The sequence below is a fragment of the Citrobacter sedlakii genome, assembly GCF_018128425.1.
Lineage (GTDB): Bacteria > Pseudomonadota > Gammaproteobacteria > Enterobacterales > Enterobacteriaceae > Citrobacter_A > Citrobacter_A sedlakii.
On sequence record NZ_CP071070.1, the window covers coordinates 4,711,355 to 4,726,641 of the forward strand.

The 15,287-nt window shown below is 54.6% G+C and carries 11 protein-coding genes and 1 rRNA gene; 4 read left to right on the top strand and 8 right to left on the bottom strand.

Going from position 1 to position 15,287, the window contains the following annotated elements; genetic code table 11:
• Nucleotides 1-65: 65 nt before the first annotated feature.
• Nucleotides 66-1,607 (bottom strand): 16S ribosomal RNA (locus JY391_RS22270).
• A 478-nt stretch (nt 1,608-2,085) separates the two neighbouring features.
• Here JY391_RS22270 and JY391_RS22275 point away from each other — a divergent pair.
• Together JY391_RS22275 and mdtD are read left to right on the top strand one after the other, a co-directional pair.
• Nucleotides 2,086-2,790, top strand: coding sequence for a FadR/GntR family transcriptional regulator (locus JY391_RS22275; RefSeq protein WP_042287377.1), 705 nt, complete (start codon nt 2,086-2,088; stop codon nt 2,788-2,790).
• An 11-nt stretch (nt 2,791-2,801) separates the two neighbouring features.
• On the top strand, nt 2,802-4,229 hold the full coding sequence (mdtD, locus tag JY391_RS22280; RefSeq protein WP_211935038.1) for a multidrug transporter subunit MdtD: 1,428 nt from the start codon (nt 2,802-2,804) through the stop codon (nt 4,227-4,229).
• Here mdtD and rbsR read toward each other — a convergent pair.
• The 7 genes from rbsR to kup all read right to left on the bottom strand — a co-directional run bounded on the left by rbsR (nt 4,195) and on the right by kup (nt 12,122).
• Nucleotides 4,195-5,193, bottom strand: a complete 999-nt coding sequence (rbsR, locus tag JY391_RS22285; protein WP_082636810.1) for a ribose operon transcriptional repressor RbsR — start codon at nt 5,191-5,193, stop codon at nt 4,195-4,197. The genes mdtD and rbsR overlap by 35 nt on opposite strands.
• Before the next feature lie 3 nt (nt 5,194-5,196).
• Nucleotides 5,197-6,126: a ribokinase gene (gene rbsK / locus JY391_RS22290; protein ID WP_181823312.1), complete on the bottom strand. Its 930-nt coding sequence runs from the start codon at nt 6,124-6,126 to the stop codon at nt 5,197-5,199.
• A gap of 112 nt (nt 6,127-6,238) precedes the next feature.
• The gene (rbsB, locus tag JY391_RS22295) at nt 6,239-7,129 is read right to left on the bottom strand and encodes a ribose ABC transporter substrate-binding protein RbsB (RefSeq protein ID WP_042287369.1); all 891 of its coding nucleotides are present in this window, start codon (nt 7,127-7,129) and stop codon (nt 6,239-6,241) included.
• Nucleotides 7,130-7,153: 24 nt separating this feature from the next.
• Nucleotides 7,154-8,119, bottom strand: a complete 966-nt coding sequence (gene rbsC, locus JY391_RS22300; RefSeq protein ID WP_042287366.1) for a ribose ABC transporter permease — start codon at nt 8,117-8,119, stop codon at nt 7,154-7,156.
• Nucleotides 8,120-8,124: 5 nt separating this feature from the next.
• Complete coding sequence (gene rbsA, locus JY391_RS22305; RefSeq protein WP_211935039.1) at nt 8,125-9,630, bottom strand: ribose ABC transporter ATP-binding protein RbsA; 1,506 nt, start codon at nt 9,628-9,630, stop codon at nt 8,125-8,127.
• Between the two features lie 7 nt (nt 9,631-9,637).
• Nucleotides 9,638-10,057, bottom strand: coding sequence for a D-ribose pyranase (rbsD, locus tag JY391_RS22310; protein ID WP_042287361.1), 420 nt, complete (start codon nt 10,055-10,057; stop codon nt 9,638-9,640).
• Between the two features lie 196 nt (nt 10,058-10,253).
• Complete coding sequence (gene kup / locus JY391_RS22315; RefSeq protein ID WP_211935040.1) at nt 10,254-12,122, bottom strand: low affinity potassium transporter Kup; 1,869 nt, start codon at nt 12,120-12,122, stop codon at nt 10,254-10,256.
• Nucleotides 12,123-12,343: 221 nt separating this feature from the next.
• On the opposite strand from kup, the gene ravA reads away from it, so the two are divergent.
• Together ravA and viaA are read left to right on the top strand one after the other, a co-directional pair.
• Nucleotides 12,344-13,840: an ATPase RavA gene (gene ravA, locus JY391_RS22320; RefSeq protein WP_060569950.1), complete on the top strand. Its 1,497-nt coding sequence runs from the start codon at nt 12,344-12,346 to the stop codon at nt 13,838-13,840.
• Complete coding sequence (gene viaA / locus JY391_RS22325; protein ID WP_211935041.1) at nt 13,834-15,285, top strand: ATPase RavA stimulator ViaA; 1,452 nt, start codon at nt 13,834-13,836, stop codon at nt 15,283-15,285. Before ravA ends, viaA begins: the two co-directional genes overlap by 7 nt.
• The last annotated feature ends 2 nt before the right edge of the window (nt 15,286-15,287 follow it).

Here is a 15,287-nt window from a genome sequence, read left to right on the forward strand (position 1 = left end):
ACGCCTTGCTTCTCTACATCTATCAGACAATCTGTGTGAGCACTACAAAGGCAGGTTCTTTAAGGTAAGGAGGTGATCCAACCGCAGGTTCCCCTACGGTTACCTTGTTACGACTTCACCCCAGTCATGAATCACAAAGTGGTAAGCGCCCTCCCGAAGGTTAAGCTACCTACTTCTTTTGCAACCCACTCCCATGGTGTGACGGGCGGTGTGTACAAGGCCCGGGAACGTATTCACCGTGGCATTCTGATCCACGATTACTAGCGATTCCGACTTCATGGAGTCGAGTTGCAGACTCCAATCCGGACTACGACATACTTTATGAGGTCCGCTTGCTCTCGCGAGGTCGCTTCTCTTTGTATATGCCATTGTAGCACGTGTGTAGCCCTGGTCGTAAGGGCCATGATGACTTGACGTCATCCCCACCTTCCTCCAGTTTATCACTGGCAGTCTCCTTTGAGTTCCCGGCCGGACCGCTGGCAACAAAGGATAAGGGTTGCGCTCGTTGCGGGACTTAACCCAACATTTCACAACACGAGCTGACGACAGCCATGCAGCACCTGTCTCACGGTTCCCGAAGGCACAACCGCATCTCTGCAGTCTTCCGTGGATGTCAAGACCAGGTAAGGTTCTTCGCGTTGCATCGAATTAAACCACATGCTCCACCGCTTGTGCGGGCCCCCGTCAATTCATTTGAGTTTTAACCTTGCGGCCGTACTCCCCAGGCGGTCTACTTAACGCGTTAGCTCCGGAAGCCACGCCTCAAGGGCACAGCCTCCAAGTAGACATCGTTTACGGCGTGGACTACCAGGGTATCTAATCCTGTTTGCTCCCCACGCTTTCGCACCTGAGCGTCAGTCTTCGTCCAGGGGGCCGCCTTCGCCACCGGTATTCCTCCAGATCTCTACGCATTTCACCGCTACACCTGGAATTCTACCCCCCTCTACGAGACTCAAGCCTGCCAGTTTCGAATGCAGTTCCCAGGTTGAGCCCGGGGATTTCACATCCGACTTGACAGACCGCCTGCGTGCGCTTTACGCCCAGTAATTCCGATTAACGCTTGCACCCTCCGTATTACCGCGGCTGCTGGCACGGAGTTAGCCGGTGCTTCTTCTGCGGGTAACGTCAATGACTGCGGTTATTAACCACAATCCCTTCCTCCCCGCTGAAAGTACTTTACAACCCGAAGGCCTTCTTCATACACGCGGCATGGCTGCATCAGGCTTGCGCCCATTGTGCAATATTCCCCACTGCTGCCTCCCGTAGGAGTCTGGACCGTGTCTCAGTTCCAGTGTGGCTGGTCATCCTCTCAGACCAGCTAGGGATCGTCGCCTTGGTGAGCCGTTACCTCACCAACAAGCTAATCCCATCTGGGCACATCCGGTGGCAAGAGGCCCGAAGGTCCCCCTCTTTGGTCTTGCGACGTTATGCGGTATTAGCTACCGTTTCCAGTAGTTATCCCCCTCCACCGGGCAGTTTCCCAGACATTACTCACCCGTCCGCCACTCGTCAGCAAAGCAGCAAGCTGCTTCCTGTTACCGTTCGACTTGCATGTGTTAGGCCTGCCGCCAGCGTTCAATCTGAGCCATGATCAAACTCTTCAATTTAAGTTTGATGCTCGTGAATTAAACTTCGTAATGAATTACGTGTTCACTCAGAGACTTGGTATTCATTTTTTGTCCGAAGACATTAAGAATCCATGTCACTTTGAGTGCCCACACAGATTGTCTGATAAATTGTTAAAGAGCAGTGCCGCTTCGCTTTTTCTCAGCGGCGCGGGGTGTGCATAATACGCTTTCCCGCTTGAGAGTCAAGCATTTATTTTTGCTTTTCTCCGTGAGGTTCTGGTCTGAACCCCGCTGACCCGGCGGCTTGCGTGCCGTTGTTCCGTGTCAGTGGTGGCGCATTATAGGGAGTTATTTCGGGCTGACAAGAGGAAATTTAAAATAATTTCGCAACTGTTCCTTTTTTCGCCAAAACAGGCGTTAACGTGCCATAAAATAAGCGATTTGCTGTTTTTGCAGCCGCAATCACACTTCCTGATGGCATACTAATGAATAAGAAAAAGAGAAAGGACAATCAGTCATGCCTTTAAGCGCACAACAATTGGCTGCACAGAAAAACATTTCCTGGGTACTGGCTGAAAAGCTGGCGCAGCGGATCTTAAAAGGGGATTACGCACCCGGCGACATTCTTCCCGGTGAAATTGAACTGGGCGATCAGTTTGGTGTTAGCCGCACCGCAGTAAGAGAAGCCGTCAAAACGTTAACCGCCAAAGGTATGGTGTTACCGCGCCCACGTATCGGAACACGGGTCATGCCACAGGCTAACTGGAATTTTCTCGACCAGGAGTTACTGAACTGGTGGATGACAGAGGAAAACTTCCAGCAGGTGATCGATCATTTTCTGGTGATGCGGATAAGCCTTGAGCCACAGGCTTGCGCGTTGGCGGCAACGGTGGGTACGGCAGAACAAAAAGCGCATCTGAATACCTTAATGGAAGAAATGGTCGCGCTAAAAAAGAACTTTAAACGTGAGCGCTGGATTGAAGTGGATATGGCCTGGCATGAGCATATTTATGAGATGAGCGCGAACCCGTTCCTCACCTCTTTTGCCTCACTGTTCCACTCTGTCTATCACACCTACTTCAATGCCATTACCTATAACACCGTTGTGAAACTGGATTTGCACCAGGCGATAGTAGTTGCCATTGCGCAAAGCGACGCTGACGGCGCGTTTAAAGCCTGCCAGGCTTTACTGATGGCGCCTAACGAGCGTCCGGGAAACTAACGGGATACAGAATGATCAGAAAAAAAGCGCGCAGTATGGCTGGATTGCCGTGGATAGCGGCAATGGCCTTTTTTATGCAGGCGCTGGACGCCACCATTCTGAACACCGCTTTACCTGCCATTGCGCAGAGTCTCAACCGTTCACCGCTGGCCATGCAGTCCGCCATTATCAGTTATACCCTGACGGTGGCGATGCTGATACCGGTAAGCGGATGGCTGGCCGACCGCTTCGGCACCCGTCGTGTGTTTATGCTGGCGGTGAGCCTGTTTACGCTCGGTTCACTTGCCTGTGCGCTTTCCAGCTCGCTTCCGGAACTGGTTATCTTTCGCGTTGTTCAGGGCATTGGCGGGGCGATGATGATGCCGGTTGCTCGTCTGGCGCTGTTGCGCGCCTATCCACGTAGCGAGCTGCTGCCCGTTCTGAACTTCGTCACCATGCCGGGGCTGGTAGGACCGATTCTGGGTCCGGTGCTGGGCGGCGTACTGGTCACCTGGGCCAGCTGGCATTGGATCTTCCTGATAAACATTCCGATTGGCGTCGCCGGTATTCTTTACGCGCGCAAATATATGCCGAATTTCACCACACCGCGCCGCAAATTTGATATGACTGGCTTCTTTCTGTTTGGCCTCAGCCTGGTGCTCTTTTCCAGCGGAATGGAACTGTTCGGCGAAAAGATAGTCGCCACCTGGATTGCGCTGAGCATTATCCTGCTCAGCATTGTGCTGTTGCTGGCTTATGTACGCCACGCTCGCCGCCATCCCACACCGCTCATTTCTCTGTCGTTATTTAAGACACGGACCTTTTCCGTCGGAATTACCGGCAACCTTGCGACACGGCTGGGGACCGGGTGCGTGCCTTTTTTGATGCCGCTGATGCTCCAGGTGGGATTTGGTTTTCCGGCGTTAATCGCGGGTTGCATGATGGCCCCCACCGCGCTGGGCTCAATACTGGCTAAATCAGTGGTGACCCAGGTGCTGCGCCGTCTGGGTTATCGCACCACGCTGGTGGGGATAACCGTATTTATCGGCCTGATGATTGCGCAATTCTCGTTGCAATCGCCCGCAATGCCAGTCTGGATGCTGATCCTGCCGCTGTTTGTGCTCGGCATGGCGATGTCGACGCAGTTCACAGCGATGAATACCATCACACTTGCCGACCTGACCGATGACAATGCCAGCAGCGGCAACAGCGTGCTGGCCGTAACGCAGCAACTTTCGATTAGCTTAGGTGTGGCGATAAGCGCCGCCGTGCTGCGCATTTATGAAGGCGTAGAGGGAACCAGTACGGTTGAACAGTTCCACTACACCTTTATTACAATGGGCGCGATCACGATCGTGTCTGCGCTGATGTTCATGCTGCTGAAAGCGAAAGATGGTCGCAACCTGATCAAAGACCGCCACGCGCCTAAACCGACCCCCGCTCCATCAGAACAGGAGTGAGCTGCAAACGCTGTTGCTGCAAATCGGGCTGCGCCATGCGATGTATTAGCACATCGATGGCCAGCTCACCCAGTTCATCTTTGGGCTGATGAATGGTAGTCAGCGGCGGCGTCATGTAGCGCGCCAGTTCGATATCGTCATAGCCAATCACCGCCATATCCTGCGGGATCCGCAATCCAGCCTGATACAACGCCTGATACGCGCCGACAGCCATCGCATCATTCCCGGCAAACACGGCCTGGGGTCGCTGCGGATGCGCGAGCAGTTCCTGCATAGCCGCAAACCCGCCGCCAAACTCAAAATTGCCCATGATTTCATAGCCCGCAGGAACGGTAAGCCCTGCGCGCTGCATCGCGGCGCGATACCCCTCAACACGCAGCCGGGCCGGCGTTTTATCCAAAGGCCCGGTGATACAGGCGATACGGGTAAAGCCTTTAGCAATAAGATGCTGCGTGGCTAAGTCGCCGCCGAGCAATGAGTTATCCTGAATGAGATCGCTGTCGCCCTCACCGTCAAAGGGCGACCAGTCCATCATTACGGTGGGGATCGACGGGTAACGCTGCATGATTTCGCGCGACGGCTGGTGCGTTTCGGTACAAAGCAACAGTAAACCATCTACCCGTTTTTGCATCAGCGTTTCCAGATTGCGGTTCATACGTTGCTCATCGCCTTCGGTATTGCATAATACCAGGCTGTAGCCGCGCTCGAAGCAACTGCGTTCTACGCCGCGCACCAGTTCAGAGTAAAAGGGATTGGTACTCGCGGTAATAAGCATACCGATGGTGCGCGTTTGATTCAGCTTCAGGCTACGCGCCAGGGCTGAAGGGGCGTAATTCAACGTTTTGATCGCCGCTTCGACTTTGTCAGTAATCGCTTCACTGACAAAGCGATCCTTATTAATGACGTGCGAAACGGTAGAAGTGGAAACGCCCGCCAGGCGGGCAACATCCTTCATTGTAGCCAAGCGTTACCTCTGCTGACCTAAAAACGCCTCAATTTCTTCACGCCACGGAACGGAAGGCTGAGCGCCTTTACGGGTAACGGCAATCGCTGCGGCGGCGTGCGCGAAACGAATCGCATCAGACAGCGCCTTGTCTTCCAGTAACGCCGCAATTAGCGCGCCGTTAAAGGTATCACCCGCGGCAATGGTGTCGACAGCCTCGACCTTAAAGCCCGGCACGCGCTGACCTTCACCTTTCACGCTGGCCCAGACACCGCGGCTGCCTAATGTAATCAGCACCGTATCGATACCTTTTTTATGCAGAACCAGCGCGGCTTTTGCCGCATCTTCATCATTTTCGACACGGATACCGGTTAGCTTTTCCGCTTCAGTTTCGTTCGGAGTGATGATATCCACCAGCGCCAGCAGTTCGTCTGATAATACGCGGGCTGGCGCAGGATTCAGTACGACAGTAGTATGATTTTCATGCGCGATGTTGGCGGCTGCCAGTACACTGTCGATCGGCGATTCCAGTTGCATCAGCAATGCGGAAGCCTCAGCGATGCGCTCACGCTGCGCCTCAACCCGCGCAGGCGACAGCGCCGCGTTAGCCCCGGCATGAATACCGATCACGTTTTCACCTTCGCCGTTGACGAAAATCAGCGCTACGCCTGTGGGTTCGCCGTCAATTACGCTGACAGGGTCGACGTTGATATTGTCGCTCGCCAGCTGCTGACGAATGCTACTTCCGATATCGTCATCACCGGTACAGGCAATAAACGCAATGTTTGCCCCGCTGCGTCCCGCAGCCACTGCCTGATTCGCGCCTTTACCACCAAAAGCGACCTGATAGTGATTTCCGGTGACCGTCTCACCAGGTGCAGGAAATGTCTCAAGATTAAGAATATGGTCGGCATTAATGCTGCCGAGAACGACAAGTTTGCCTGCGGTTTTCATGTTCGGGGTGTCCATCAGAGAGCGCCACCGGTGTGACCCGGTGGCGTATGCCACACTTTACTTTTCTTTATTTGATGTCCCTCAGACGACGCGAGGTCGTCTGAATCGCCTACTACTGCTTAATGACCAGCTTCAGGTCAACCGGGTATTTGGCCTGAACTTTCTCGCCTTTCAGTACTTTGTCTGCCGTTTCTACGCCTTTCGCGCCGATCTGGTCAGGTAACTGAGCGATAGTCGCAGCCAGTTTGCCATCATTTACCGCTTTCTCGCCATCTGGCGTGCCGTCAAATCCGACGACCATCACATCAGATTTACCGGCGGTTTGCAGCGCACGCAGTGCGCCCAGCGCCATCTCGTCATTCTGAGCGAATACCGCCTGCACGTCCGGATGCGCGGTCAGCAGGTTCTGCATCACGTTCAGACCTTTAGTGCGGTCGAAGTCAGCTGGCTGGCTGGCCAGTACATTAAATTTGTGTGCGGCGACCGCCTGCTGGAAACCTTCGCCACGTTCACGCGCCGCAGATGTACCGGCTATGCCCTGCAATTCAATGACTTTCGCGCCTTCGCCAGCTTTCTTCGCAATGTAGTCGCCCGCGATTTTGCCGCCCAACACGTTGTCAGACGCGATGTGGCTGACAACGTCGCCTTTCGTCGCCTGGCGGTCAAGGGTGATGACCGGGATCTTCGCCTGGTTTGCCATCTTCACGGCATTACCTACCGCGTCGGAATCAGTTGGGTTAATCAGCAGGATTTTAGTGCCACGAACGGTTAAGTCCTGAACGTTCGCCAGCTCTTTCGCCGGGTTATTCTGGGAATCCAGCACCACCAGGTTGTAGCCCAACTTATCGGCTTCTTTCTGCGCCCCATCTTTCAGGGAAACAAAGAACGGGTTGTTCAGCGTGGAGACCACCAGCGCAATGGTATCTTTCGCCATCGCATTCGCGCTTACGGTGGCGCTTAGCGCAACAGCTGAAACCAGGGTAGCCAGTTTTTTCATGTTCATATTTAAGATGTCCTGTAGTCGTTGTTACTGCTTTTTGTTGTCTACCAGTACCGCCAGCAATATCACCACCGCTTTGACGATCATCTGGTAATAGGAGGAAACACCTAACAAATTCAAACCATTATTCAGGAAACCAAGAATCAATGCGCCGATCAAGGTCCCAACAATGCGCCCTTTACCTCCCGCCAGACTGGTCCCGCCAAGCACAACAGCCGCAATGGCGTCGAGTTCATAGCCCGTCCCGGCTGTAGGCTGCGCGGAGGAAAGACGCGCCACTTCAATGATGCCCGCCAGCGACGCCAGCAAGCCGCAGAGCGAATAAACGATAATTTTGATTTTACTGACGCTGATACCGGACAAGCGGGTTGCCGCTTCGTTACCGCCCAGCGCGTAAATATAGCGGCCCAGCCGGGTATGGTGCAGCATGTACCACGCCGCCAGGAAGACAATCCCCATGATCCACACCGGCGTCGGAACACCCAGCGGACGGCCAATACCGAACCAGCCAAACAGATCGGCGTTTTCGGTAAAGCCGGTATTCACCGGGCTTCCGTTGGTGTAAACCATCGTCACGCCACGTAACAGCAGCATCATTACCAGCGTGGCGATAAACGCCTGTACTCGCCCTTTCGCCACGATAACGCCAGTCACCGCGCCCACGGCGGCACCTAATGCCAGCGCGGCGGCAACGGCCACCAGCGCGTTCACCTCCAGTCCAACAATGGAAGCGGCAACGGCGCCGGTGAGTGCCAGCAGGGAACCGACGGACAGATCGATACCCGACGTCAAAATCACCAGCGTCATCCCGACCGCCATAATGGCGTTTACGGAGGTCTGCTGAAGAATGTTGAACAGGTTATTAACGGTAAAAAAGTTAGGGCTTAAGGTCGATACAATCGCGATCAGCACCAACAGCGCAATGAGCGACTTCTGCTCCATCAACCACGCTTTGGTGAAATAACGGCGACCAGAAACAGCCTGGGTAGTCATTTTTTTTACTCCTGATTCACGCGATTAAGCTTGCCCACAGCGGCAGCCATCAGAACTTCCTGGGTGGCCTGCTCGCGAGTGAATTCACCGCCGAGACGCCCTTCATGCATGACGATAATGCGATCGCTCATGCCTAATACTTCTGGCATCTCAGAGGAGACCAGAATGATGCTCAGGCCATCGGCCTTAAACTGGTTGATCAGCTGATAAATTTCTTTTTTGGCGCCCACGTCGACGCCGCGGGTAGGCTCATCAAGAATCAACACTTTAGGGCGGGTCATCAGCCCGCGGGCAATCGCCACTTTCTGCTGATTCCCGCCGGACAACAGGCCAATCGCCTGCTCCATCGACGGGGTTTTGACGTTAAAGAGACGGATAAAATCGCTCACCGCCTGTTGCTCATCTTTATGCTTCAGGCTGCCGCCGGCACGGCTGAAATAGCGCAGCGCGGTCAGTGACATGTTCTCTTTCACTGACATCCCCAACACTAAGCCGTCGCGTTTACGGTCTTCGGAGATATAGACAATGCCATTCGCCAGTCCGTCCTGTGGCGCGCGGGTGATCACCTCGTGCCCGTCGAGCGTCACGTTACCGCTGGTGCGCGGCAGTGCCCCGTACAGCACTTTCATCAGCTCGGTACGGCCTGCCCCCATCAATCCGGACACGCCGAGGATCTCCCCTTTGCGTAAGGTAAACGAGACATTGTTCACGCCGGGGCCGCACAGGTTATCGACTTTCAGACGCACGTCGCCCGGCGCTTTATCCAGCCGCGGATACTGATCTTCCAGCTTGCGCCCCACCATCATTTCGATCAGTGAATCTTCGGTCAGCGAGGCCACTTCCCGTTCGGCAATAAACTGCCCGTCACGGAAAACGGTGACGTCGTCGCAGATCTCGAAAATCTCTTTCATGCGGTGGGAGATATAGACAATGCCGCGCCCCTGCGATTTCAGCTCGCGGATAACGCGGAAAAGAGATTCGGTTTCGGTATCGGTCAAAGCGTCGGTCGGTTCATCCATGATGATGACTCTGGACTCAAAGCTCAGCACTTTGGCGATCTCGACCATCTGCTGATCGCCAATCGACAGCTCCCCTACCAGCCGATCGCTCTTAAAGCGCAGGTTGAGCTTCGCTAACAGTTGATCCGCTTCGGCATACATTTTTTTCCAGTCGATTTTGCCAAAACGGTTAACAAATTCGCGACCAAGAAAGATGTTCTCCGCAATGGTGAGCTGTGGGATCAGGTTCAGTTCCTGGTGGATGATGCCGATCCCGGCTTCTTGCGAAGATTTCGGTCCGTTAAAAGTGGTCTCTTTCCCCAGCCATACCAATGACCCCGCATCGCGGGTATAGATACCGGTCAGCACTTTCATCATGGTGGATTTGCCCGCACCGTTCTCGCCCACCAGCGCCATCACGCGGCCCGGGTAGACGTTGAGTGCGGCGCCGGAAAGCGCCTTCACGCCCGGGAACGACTTATCGATCCCTTTAAGTTGCAGTAATGCGTCCATGGTGGCCTCAGAAAGTGACGCCGGCACAGAGAATGATATTCGCATACGGGGAACACTCCCCGCTGCGAATTACCGCCTGACTGTCTGCGGTTTGTTGTTTAAAGTGTTCATGCGTGGTGTAACGAATTTCAATAGTGTTTCCCTGGTGTTGCTGCAGCTGCTCAAGAGAATTGAGCAACGCTTCGTGGAGTTGCGGATTATGTTGTTTTATTTCCGTCGCGAGAATGGCCGACTCAACCTGCATCTCACGGGTGACAACCTCCAGTACCTGCATGAACGAAGGTACGCCCTGGGTTAATGCCATATCGATACGCGTTGTACTGTTTGGGATGGGTAAACCTGCGTCACACACTACCAGCGTATCGGTATGTCCCAGACGGGAAATCACCGATGAAATCTCAGAGTTAAGTACTGCGCCTTTCTTCATTTTTCTTGCTCCACTAGCGAAACGTTTCGCTGACATCAGTTTTATCTTAACGGTGTTCAGAAAACCATCATGACGTAACAGATTTGTGATCGGCGTCGAAACGTTTCGCTACGTGAAACAGAGCGTCATATGGGCGGGAAGACAATGCGGGGAGTATGCCGGGTAAGCGAAGCGCCACCCGGCATTTCAAGCAAACTTAAATCTCGACCTGGGTGCCTAACTCAATGACGCGGTTAGGCGGGATCTCAAACTGGTCAGGCGCGCGCAGGGCGTTACGTTGCAAAATAAGATACAGCTTGCCCCGCAGGCGCAAGTACCAGGGGCGCTTGCCGATAATTAACGACTCGTGCGACATAAAGAACGACGTCTCCATCATCCGGCAGCTCAGCCCTTCCAGACCGCAACGGTGGAACACTTCCTCTACATTTGGCGTTTCGCGCCAGCCGTAGCTGGCTACCACGCGCCAGAAGGTCGGCGACAGCTGCTCAATCTGTACGCGGCGGACGTTATGCACATACGGCGCATCTTCGGTTCGCAACGTCAGCAGGATCACCCGTTCGTGCAGCACCTTGTTATGCTTCAGGTTATGCATTAACGCAAAGGGGATCACATTCAGCGCACGGGACATATACACCGCCGTCCCCGGCACACGCACCGGCGGCGATTTTTCCAGCGAAGCGATCATCGCTTCCAGCGAGTTTCCGTGCTCATGCATACGGCGCAGCAGACGGAAGCGTTCGCTTTTCCAGGTGGTCATGATAGTGAACATCACCAGCCCCAGAGAAAGCGGCAGCCAGCCGCCGGAAAGAAGTTTATCGAGGTTGGCGGAAAACAACGGAATATCAATGCACAGGAACGCCACCAGAATCAGCGCCACAAAGTACTTATTCCAGTGCCAGTTTTTACGCGCCACGGTGGTGGACAGAATAGATGTCAGTACCATCGTACCGGTAACGGCAATACCGTATGCCGCCGCCAGGTTGCTGGAATGCTCGAAGCTGACAATAACGATCACCACCGCGATATAGAGCATCCAGTTCACAAACGGAATGTAGATCTGCCCGGACTCCATTTCGGATGTGTGAATAATGCGCATCGGTGATAGATATCCCAGACGAACCGCCTGGCGAGTGAGCGAGAAAACGCCGGAAATGACCGCCTGCGAGGCGATAACGGTCGCCAGCGCAGCAAGGATCAGCAGCGGGATCAGCGCCCAGTCAGGCGCCAGCAGGAAGAACGGGTTTTTGATCGCTTCCGGTTGCTTCAACAACAACGCCCCCTGACCAAAGTAGTTCAGTACCAGCGAAGGCAGCACCACCGAAAACCACGCCAGGCGAATCGGAAACTTACCAAAGTGCCCCATATCGGCATACAGCGCTTCCACACCGGTGATCGACAGCACTACCGCGCCCAGCGCAATAAAGGAGACGGTTTTATATTCAAGGAAGAAATGTACCGCCCACATCGGGTTTAATGCGTGCAGGACTTCCGGATTACCGATAATACTGCGCATGCCCAGCACCGCCAGAACCAGGAACCAGGTCAGCATAATCGGCGCGAACAATTTGCCTACCATCCCGGTACCGTGCTTCTGAATCACAAACAGCAGCGTCAGGACGACAATCGACAGCGGCACAATCCAGGTATCCAACTGCGGCGCGACAATTTCCAGACCTTCAATGGCCGACATCACCGAGATGGCTGGAGTGATCACGACCTCGCCATAGAAAAAGCTGCCGCCGATCAGCCCCATGATCACCAACAGGGAGGTCGTTCGCGCAGAGGTATTCCGCCCGGCGAGCGACATCAGCGTCAGGATCCCCCCTTCACCGGCGTTATCCGCGCGCATGACGAAGGTCAGATACTTAATGGAAACAACAAAGATCAACAGCCAGAAAATTAGCGACAGGAAGCCAAACACGGCATCGCGTTCAACGCCAAAACCAAACTGACCGGACAAACATTCACGAAGTGTATAAAGTGGGCTGGTACCAATATCACCGTAGACAACCCCAATGGCCGCGAGCGTAATCGCAGACAATGATTGCTTTTTATCAGTGCTCATAGACTAGTCTTTCGTTATAAAAGAAATGTGTACCTGGTCCCTTGGCCCACAAAAAAGCGCACAGTATGCACGATTAATCGCAAAATCGTACCCCTAAATGAGTCCAGATTAACCTGGCTCAAAAAAAATAAATCCACCTCCCGGACCCGTTCAGCCCACGGAGCGAAACGTCTATACTCGCTGTTAACGCAGTATTTTTTACAGAAGGACGCCACTCTATTATGGCTCACCCACATCTCTTAGCAGAAAGAATTTCACGTCTGAGCAGTGCGCTGGAAAAAGGATTGTTTGAGCGCAGCCACGCCATTCGACTTTGTCTGCTGGCGGCCCTGAGCGGCGAGAGCGTTTTCCTGCTCGGCCCTCCAGGAATAGCTAAAAGCCTGATCGCGCGCCGGCTGAAATTCGCGTTCCAGAATGCGCGCGCGTTCGAATATCTGATGACCCGTTTTTCCACGCCGGAAGAGGTTTTTGGACCTCTTTCCATTCAGGCGCTAAAAGATGAAGGCCGCTACGAACGCTTAACCGCCGGGTATCTGCCCGAAGCTGAAATCGTTTTTCTTGATGAGATCTGGAAAGCGGGTCCGGCCATTCTGAACACGCTGTTAACCGCCATCAATGAACGCCATTTTCGTAACGGCGCGCATGAAGAAAAAATTCCGATGCGCCTGCTGGTAGCGGCGTCCAACGAACTGCCGGAGGCGGACAGCAGTCTTGAAGCACTGTATGACCGAATGCTGATCCGCCTGTGGCTGGATAAAGTCCAGGACAAAACCAACTTCCGCGCCATGCTGACCAGCCAGCAGGACGAAAATGAAAACCCCGTCGCCGCGTCGCTCCAGATTAGCGATGATGAGTATCATCAGTGGCAAAAGGAGATTGGCGCGGTTTTGCTGCCCGATCATGTATTTGAGCTGGTTTTTACCCTGCGCCAGCAGCTGGAAAATGTCCCCAACGCGCCCTATGTTTCTGACCGACGCTGGAAGAAAGCCATACGCCTGTTGCAGGCCAGCGCCTTCTTCAGCGGACGCGACGCGGTGGCGCCAATCGATCTTATTCTGCTGAAAGATTGTCTGTGGTACGACGCCCAGAGCCTGAATTTGATGCAACAACAGCTCGAAATATTGATGACCGGGCACGCCTGGCAGCAGCAGGCAATGCTGACACGCCTTGCCGGTATCGTCCAGCGGCGCATTCAGCTTCAACAGCAACAAAGCGATAAAACCGCATTTACCGTCATTCGCCAGGGCGGCATGTTCAGCCGCCGTCCACATTACGACTTGCCTCCTGACATCACCGCCTCATCCCTGACCCTGCTGCTACAACAGCCGCTGAAGCTGCACGATATGGAAGTGATCCACATCGCCTTTGAACGTAGCGCGCTGGAGCAGTGGCTGGCGAAAGGTGGAGAGATCCGCGGTAAACTCAACGGGATTGGATTTGCCCAGACGCTGAACATGGAGGTGGATAGCGCTCAGCATCTGGTCGTGCGCGATGTCAGCTTACAGGGCACACGTCTGGCGCTCCCCGGTTCCTCTGAAGAAGCCATGCCCGGCGAAATCAAACAACAGCTGGAAGAACTGGCTAACGATTGGCATCTGCAACATACCCGCTTTAGCGAGCAGCAAAAATGCCTGTTCATTCATAGCGACTGGCTGGGACGCATTGAAGCCAGCCTGCAGGACGTTGGTGAGCAGATCCGTCAGGCGCAACAATGCTGACGCTGGATACGCTGAATGTGATGTTAGCCGTCAGCGAAGAGGGGATGATCGAAGAGATGATCCTCGCGCTACTGGCCTCGCCGCAGTTGGCTGTGTTCTTTGAAAAATTTCCCCGCCTGAAAACAGCGATAACGAACGATCTCCCGCGCTGGCGTGAAGCGTTACGTAGTCGGCTAAAAGATACGAGGGTGCCGCCGGCGCTCACGGAGGAGGTGATGTGCTACCAGCAGAGCCAGCTTCTCTCCAGCGCTCAGTTCGTCGTGCAGCTTCCGCACATTCTCGCGCTACTGCACCGATTACATTCTCCCTGGGCCGCGCAGGCTCAGCAGCTGGTGGACAACAATGCGGTGTTTACCCCTGCCCTGCATACGCTTTTTCTCCAGCGCTGGCGCTTAAGCCTGGTCGTGCAAGCCACCACGTTAAACCAGCAGTTGCTGGAGGAAGAACGCGAGCAATTACTCAGTGAGGTTCAGGAAAGAATGACCCTCAGCGGCCAGTTGGATCCCGTGCTGGCGGAAAACGATACCGCGGCAGGTCGCCTGTGGGACATGAGCGCCGGACAGCTCAGGCGCGGCGATTATCAATTGATCGTCAAATACGGCGACTTCCTGGCCGATCAGCCTGAGCTTCAGCGGCTGGCGGAACAGTTAGGGCGATCCAGAGAGGCGAAATCCGTCCCGCGTAAGGACGCGCCAATGGAGACTTTCCGCACGCTGGTGCGCGAACCCGCGACGGTGCCTGAGCAGGTTGATGGCATTCAACAGAGTGATGACATTCTGCGTCTGCTGCCACCGGAACTGGCGACGCTCGGCATTACAGAGCTGGAATATGAGTTTTATCGGCGGCTCCTGGAAAAGCAACTGCTCACTTACCGTCTGCAGGGCGAGGCCTGGCGCGAAAAAGTCACCGAGCGGCCGGTCGTTCACCAGGCTGTCGACGAGCAGCCGCGCGGACCGTTTATCGTCTGTGTGGACACGTCTGGTTCCATGGGCGGCTTCAACGAACAGTGCGCAAAGGCGTTTTGCCTGGCGTTGATGCGCATCGCACTCGCCGATAACCGTCGCTGCGTTATTATGTTGTTTTCCACTGAAGTGGTGCGTTATGAGCTTTCCGGGCCGGAAGGTATCGAACAGGCGATTCGCTTTTTAAGCCAGCGCTTTCGCGGCGGTACGGATATCGCCAGCTGTTTTCGCGCCATCATTGAACGGATGGATGGACGGGAGTGGTCTGATGCCGACGCGGTGGTGATTTCGGACTTTATTGCCCAGCGCCTGCCGGATGACGTGATAAGTCAGGTAGGGGAACTCCAGCGCGTTCATCAACACCGGTTTCATGCGGTAGCGATGTCCGCGCATGGCAAACCCGGCATCATGCGTATTTTCGATCATATCTGGCGCTTTGACACCGGGATGCGAAGCCGCCTGCTGAGACGCTGGCGGCGCTAGAG